Source organism: Cyanobium sp. A1C-AMD, assembly GCF_024346495.1.
Taxonomy (GTDB): Bacteria; Cyanobacteriota; Cyanobacteriia; order PCC-6307; family Cyanobiaceae; genus Cyanobium_A; species Cyanobium_A usitatum.
In genome coordinates, this window is sequence record NZ_JAGQDB010000118.1 from 1 (window position 1) to 5,551 (window position 5,551).

At 62.5% G+C, this 5,551-nt stretch carries 6 protein-coding genes and 1 pseudogene; 2 read left to right on the forward strand and 5 right to left on the reverse strand.

Annotated features, from left to right (window positions below; translation table 11 throughout):
• Positions 1-415: aquaporin (locus KBY74_RS13285; protein ID WP_254943110.1), on the forward strand; the 415-nt coding region annotated here is incomplete at its 5' end.
• A gap of 89 nt (positions 416-504) precedes the next feature.
• On the opposite strand, the gene KBY74_RS13290 is transcribed toward KBY74_RS13285, so the two are convergent.
• On the reverse strand, positions 505-1,668 hold the full coding sequence (locus tag KBY74_RS13290; protein WP_254943111.1) for an aminotransferase class V-fold PLP-dependent enzyme: 1,164 nt from the start codon (positions 1,666-1,668) through the stop codon (positions 505-507).
• A gap of 116 nt (positions 1,669-1,784) precedes the next feature.
• On the opposite strand from KBY74_RS13290, the gene KBY74_RS13295 reads away from it, so the two are divergent.
• Positions 1,785-2,570 carry a mechanosensitive ion channel family protein gene (locus tag KBY74_RS13295; RefSeq protein ID WP_254943112.1) on the forward strand — a complete coding sequence of 262 codons (786 nt, stop codon included), beginning with the start codon at positions 1,785-1,787 and terminating at the stop codon, positions 2,568-2,570.
• Here KBY74_RS13295 and KBY74_RS13300 read toward each other — a convergent pair.
• From KBY74_RS13300 to KBY74_RS13315, 4 genes and pseudogenes are all read right to left on the reverse strand, one after another.
• Complete coding sequence (locus KBY74_RS13300; protein WP_254935909.1) at positions 2,567-2,740, reverse strand: hypothetical protein; 174 nt, start codon at positions 2,738-2,740, stop codon at positions 2,567-2,569. The genes KBY74_RS13295 and KBY74_RS13300 overlap by 4 nt on opposite strands.
• 120 nt (positions 2,741-2,860) lie before the next feature.
• Positions 2,861-4,336 (reverse strand): AAA family ATPase, encoded by a 1,476-nt coding sequence (locus KBY74_RS13305; protein WP_254943113.1) that lies wholly within the window; start codon positions 4,334-4,336, stop codon positions 2,861-2,863.
• A gap of 10 nt (positions 4,337-4,346) precedes the next feature.
• Positions 4,347-4,886 (reverse strand): DUF177 domain-containing protein, encoded by a 540-nt coding sequence (locus tag KBY74_RS13310; RefSeq protein WP_254943114.1) that lies wholly within the window; start codon positions 4,884-4,886, stop codon positions 4,347-4,349.
• Positions 4,887-4,889: 3 nt separating this feature from the next.
• A pseudogene (locus KBY74_RS13315) lies at positions 4,890-5,551 on the reverse strand (membrane protein insertase YidC); the annotation flags it as partial.

Sequence of the window (5,551 nt, forward strand, 5' to 3'; positions counted from 1 at the left end):
CGGCGTAATCATGCTCGTGGCTAGCGGCCGTGATGGTTTTGCCCTCACCGGCAGCAATCCGTTGGCCACCAACGGCTGGGGAGCCCATTCGCCAGGGGGCTACGGCTTCTTTTCAGCCCTGATCATTGAACTGGTTCTTACTTTCATCTTCCTGCTGGTGATCATGGGCTCCACCGACCGCCTCGCCCCGGGCGGTTTTGCCGGCCTGCCGATCGGCCTTTCCCTCACCCTGATTCACCTTATTAGCATTCCGATCACTAACACCTCCGTGAACCCTGCCCGCAGCACCGCTGTTGCCGCCTGGGTTGGTGGCGATGCCATGGGTCAGTTGTGGCTGTTCTGGGTCGCTCCAATCGCCGGTGCCTTGCTGGCTGGCTGGGTATATCGCAATGTATTCAGCGACCAGGCTTCCTGATCTCAATTAAATCTAGGAATTAGATCTAGGGAAGCTGGATTCAGAGAAGGGGCGGAAGCCCCTTCTTTTTGTTTGGCGTTGGGATCGACTCAGAACGCTTGCAAAGCTCCAAGTAGCTGATCAATCTCAGCTTCTGTGCTGGTGATGTGGGTGCAGGCCCGCAGGCAGTGGGGATCGTCAAGGCTGCGCAGCCAGATGCCTTGCTCACCCAGGCGCTTCACCACCATTTCCGGATCTTCCCCGCTGATCTCAAAGCTGACTAGCCCCGCTGGTGGCGGCACCTCCAACAGCGTGCGGGCGCGCGGGTTTGCCTGCAGCCCTTGCCAGAGATAGCCGCTGCGCCGCTTAATCAGGGCCAGGCGCTCTTCGGCGGTGCCTTCCGCCTCCAACAGGTGCAGGGATTGCTCAAGACCAGCGCAAAGGGGTATGCAGGAGGTGGCTACTTCAAAGCGCCGGCTGTCGGTGTGAAATTCGCTCTGGCCGCTGGCTTCGTGGCTGAGACTGCGCCAGCCGATCAAGGTTGGTCTGGCCTCTCGCACCACCCGCTCCGATAGGGCTACTGCTCCCAGTCCTTCGGGGCCACAACACCATTTGTGGCCGGTGCAGCCGTAGATGTCAGCGGCGGCGGCGGCGGCTTCGATGGGGATGGCCCCAAGGGATTGGGCCCCGTCCACCAGCAGCCAGGGATGCTTGGGGTGTGTGCTGAGCTGGCCGGCTACCGCTGCAATCGGCATCACCTGGCCCGTGTTCCAGAGCAGGTGTGAAAGCACAACCAATCGGGTGGCGGGGCTGAGCTGGTGATCCAATCGCTGCAGCACCTGCTTGTTTGTGTCATCGGCAGTGCCGCGCAGATCCGCCACCGGCAAGGTGGTGAGCACAAGCCCTTGGCGGTGAGCTAGTTCGCGGCAGGCAGCCACCACCCCCGGATGCTCGCAGTCGCTGATCAGGAGTTCGTCGCCTGCCTGCCAGGGCAGGCCCCAGAGCGGTAGTACGCAGCCACTGGTTACGTTCTCGCTGAAGGCCAGCCGGTGCGCAGGCACGCCAAACCAGCCAGCCAGGTGCTGACGCAGCTGGCTGGTGGTCTGTTCCACAAAAGGCCACACCGCTCCGGTAAACGGACCCAGCTCCTGGATGCTCCGCCAGGCGGCCGTGATGGCCTCGAGGGATGAGCTCGGCAGGGGCCCCTGGCCGCCGTAGTTGAAGTAGGTCTTGTTGGCTAGTGCTGGTAGCTGGGCGCGGAAATCAGTTGGCATCAGGAGCGTTTATTTGCTCGGATCCTGGCATTGCATTGACGATAGGTCGATTGATCCGTGAGGATCTAGTTAGTTCAATCTATGAATTGTTGGCAATGCCAATTCCAGATCTGTCAGTGCTCGTGGTCTCCACGATTGTTCCCTTTGTTTTGAAGTTGGTGGGGGCAGTAGCCCTCTGGATCGCTGGTGGCTGGCTGATTCAGCTGGCTATGCGCATTATGCGCAAAAGTTTGCGTCATGGCAGCCTGGATGTGACGGTTGTTGGCTATCTGATCAATATCCTCGCTGCGGTTTTGCGAGTGATTCTGGTGGTAGCGATACTCGGCTTCTTTGGTATTCAGACAGCCAGCTTTGCTGCCCTGCTTGCGGGTGCCGGCGTAGCCATCGGGGCTGCCTGGAGTGGCATGCTCGGCAACTTCGCGGCTGGTGTGTTTCTGCAGATTTTTCGCCCTTTCAGTGTTGGTGACTTCATTACAGCTGCTGGCATCACCGGCACTGTGGAGGAAATCGGCATGTTTGTCACTTCGCTTCTGGCCCCAGACAACGTGCGCAATATCGTGCCGAATGGCAAGTTGTTCGGCGACACCATCCAGAACTATTCGGTCCATGGTTACCGTCGCGTTGAGCTAGTGGCCCAGCTTGATAATTCCGCTGATGTAGGCCGTGCCATTGCCCTGCTTAAAGAAGGCATCAAGCAGGTGCCTAATCAGTTTGCTGGCATGGAGGCAGACGTCGAGGTGCTCGAGTTCAGTGAGCGTGGTCCCCGGTTGGCGGTGCGTCCCTACACCCACACCAGCAACTACTGGCAGGTGTATTTCGACACCAATCGAATGATCATCGACGTGCTCGGTGCCAATGGCTTCCCCGTGCCCAGAATTCCGCTGGCGATGGGCGCTAACTAGAGCACCTGGCCAACCATTACGGCGGCGATTGCAGAAAAAAGCGTGATGCCCAAGGCGGTGAGTGGGTTCTGGCCCTGAGCCACCGCCACGGTAGTCACGATCCCTGCCCCAAGACAGGCAACCGCCAGTTGGTTAAGCACTTCAGGGCGGCTGTTTGGGGTGGGGCTCACGGATGCTCGGGCGGCTTGGGCCAGAACGTAGAGGTGAATTCCTTTTGATTCCCGGCCTAACGCCAAGCTTGTTACCTGACGTCGGAGTTCGTTACGCCTCGACATCAACCTCAGCTTTCCCTAGCCGCGGGAAGCGGGCCTGGCCCGGCCGCCGCTGGCCCAGGCCTGCAGCGCCTCCAGCTGCTCCCGGGCGGTGCGCGAAAGGGGCACCACCTGGCTAGCGGCAGCGATGAGGTCGGCTTCGCCGAATTCCCGCTGCTCGGCGAAGGCCAGGTGCATGGCCTCGATAACGGTCTGCTCTAGTTCGGCGCCCGAGAATCCTGCGGTGCGATCCACCAGCACTTCCAGGGTGATGCTGTGCTTTGGCCGGCGGCGTCGCAGCTGCAGATCGAGAATGGAGCGGCGCTCGTCAGCGCTGGGGAGATCCAGCAGGAAAATCTCGTCGAAGCGCCCCTTGCGCAGCAGTTCGCCTGGCAACTTGTCGACGCCATTGGCAGTGGCCACCACAAACACGGCGCTGGTTTTCTCTGCCATCCAGGTGAGCACCGTGCCCAGCACGCGCTGGCTGGTGCCCCCGTCGCTGCGGGAATCGCCCCCAAAGCCTTTGTCGATCTCATCGATCCAGAGCACGCAGGGCGCCATCGCCTCCGCTCGCTGGATCATGTCGCGGGTGCGGGCCTCTGAAGCCCCCACCAAGCCGGCGAATAGCCGGCCCACATCCAGGCGCAGCAAGGGCATGCTCCAGCTGTGGGCTATTGCCTTGGCGGTGAGCGATTTGCCGGTGCCCTGGGGGCCCACCAGCAGCACGCCCCGGGGTAGGGGCAGGCCGTAGCGCATGGCTTCTTCGCTGAAGGCCATGTGGCGCTGCTCTAGCCAGTGCTTGAGGGCGTCGAGTCCACCGATATCTGCGGGGCTGGCCTCGCTCGGGCAGTACTCCAGCAGTTCGCTCTTGGCGATCGCCTGACGTTTCTCCTCCAGCACCTCGGCTAAATCCGCCTCCCCGAGTTGGCCGCGCCGCGCCAGGGCCCGGGCAGCTAGCTGGCGCACCCGCTGCTCGCTGAGGCCGTGGCAGGCGGCGGTTAGCTGTTCGCACACGGCCGGTGCCATCGGGTAGCCACTGGCGCCAGCAATCGTGCTGAGCAGTTGACGGATCTCTTCGGCATCAGGCAGGGGTAGATCCAGCAGGGTGATGCTGTCTTCCAGTTCCCGGGGAATGGCCCAGTCGGGGGCGGTGATCACCAGGGTGCGGGGTGCCTGGCGCAGGCTCGAGGCCAGGTTGCGCAGCCGGCGGCAGACACCGGCGTCTTCGCAGTAGCGGTGAAAATCGCGCAGCACCAGCAGGGCCCCCTGCTCGGGCGGCAGGGGATCGAGGCAGGCCAGGGCCGCCATCGGGTTGCGGGTGGCCTCGCCACTGCGGTTTGGGGCACCGCTCAACCCATCAATGAAGTCCCAGCGCAGCAGGGTGCGGCCGCCCAGTCGTTGGGCGGCTTGTTCCAGCAGGCCATCAACCCGTTCCTCCTCGAGGCTGCGGATCCACAGAATCGGCGTGCGGGCCCGGATCAGTAGATCGAGTTGGTCGGCCCAGCTGTCGGTCACGGAGGGAGGCTCAGGGGTTCAGGCCCTGCAGGGCGCTCCAGCGGGAATCGATGCCGGCGCCGTCGCTGCTCCAAGTGGCCGGACCGGGGCAGTCCTTGCCGCAGTGGTTAACGATGGGTAGCAGCAGGCTTAGTTGCTCAAATACCCAGTGTTCTGGATCGAAATTGCCCCTGGGATCGAGCTGCTCCATCAGGCCGCTGTCGTCAGCCTCGCCCTCCATTGCCATCGGGTCGGATGGGATTGGGGCGGGTTCGCCGATCCAAAGCAATTCTTGGTTGCTGGCGCGCAGGGGGTGGTTGAAGTGCTGCAGGCAGCGGTCACAGCAGAGGGTGACGATCGTTTCTGCTTTGCCTACCACCTCCAGCACGTTGCCCCGGTGGCTGGCGTGCAGTTGGCCGCGCACCGGGGTGAGGCTGGCTAAACCCTCAATGGTTTGGTCGATTTGCCAATGGCGCCCAGCTTCCAGGTGCCGCAGATCTGAAAGGGGAACCGGCCGAAGCGGCTCCCCGACAATCTGATCAGAGTGCTCTGGCTGGGGTGAATTGGACACGGGTCACTTCTTGCCCTTGGGTTCGAAGGGCAGGCGACCGCCACTGGCAGTCACAGTCACGGTTTGCTGCGCCATTTGCTGGTCCAGGATCGCCTGCAGGTTGTCGGGCAAGGCTTCGCGGCTGAGCAGGAAGGTCTGCAGGGCCTGGAAGATGTTGGCCACCACCATGTAGAGCAGCACCCCAGCCGGCAGGGGGAAGAACAGGAACATGCCGGTGATCATCACCGGGGTGATCTTGTTGGCGGTGGACTGCTGAGGATTGGCGGGCATGCCCATGCCAGAAAGGATCTGGGAGGCAAACAGGCTGGCGCCGAAACCTGCCACCAAGATGGCAATGTCCCAGTTCACGGCGCCATCGGTCATAAAGCCCACCTGGCCGAGAGCCTTGATGAACAGGAAGCCGCTGCGAGCTGCCAGGCCGGGGATCTTGGCCTCAACTGTGGCGTCGCCGGTGCCTAGGGCAGTGATCGTGCCATCAGCTGCCACGCTGACGACGCCTTCTCCTTTGGTCACGCTCCAGGCGGGCGTGTAGGCGTCGCCATGGTCAATGCCCTGCAGCACCGAAGCAAAGCTCGAGCCGTCTTTGGTGTGCAGCTTCACCTGGGCCGAATCACCCACTCCCAGCTTGGTGCCGCCTTCGAGGCTGGCGATCACCGGCACGTGGG

Bases quoted from the DNA above. Each gene is read 5' to 3' on its own strand.
- KBY74_RS13290 (WP_254943111.1), bottom strand. From the start codon at position 1,668: ATGCCAACTGATTTCCGCGCCCAGCTACCAGCACTAGCCAACAAGACC.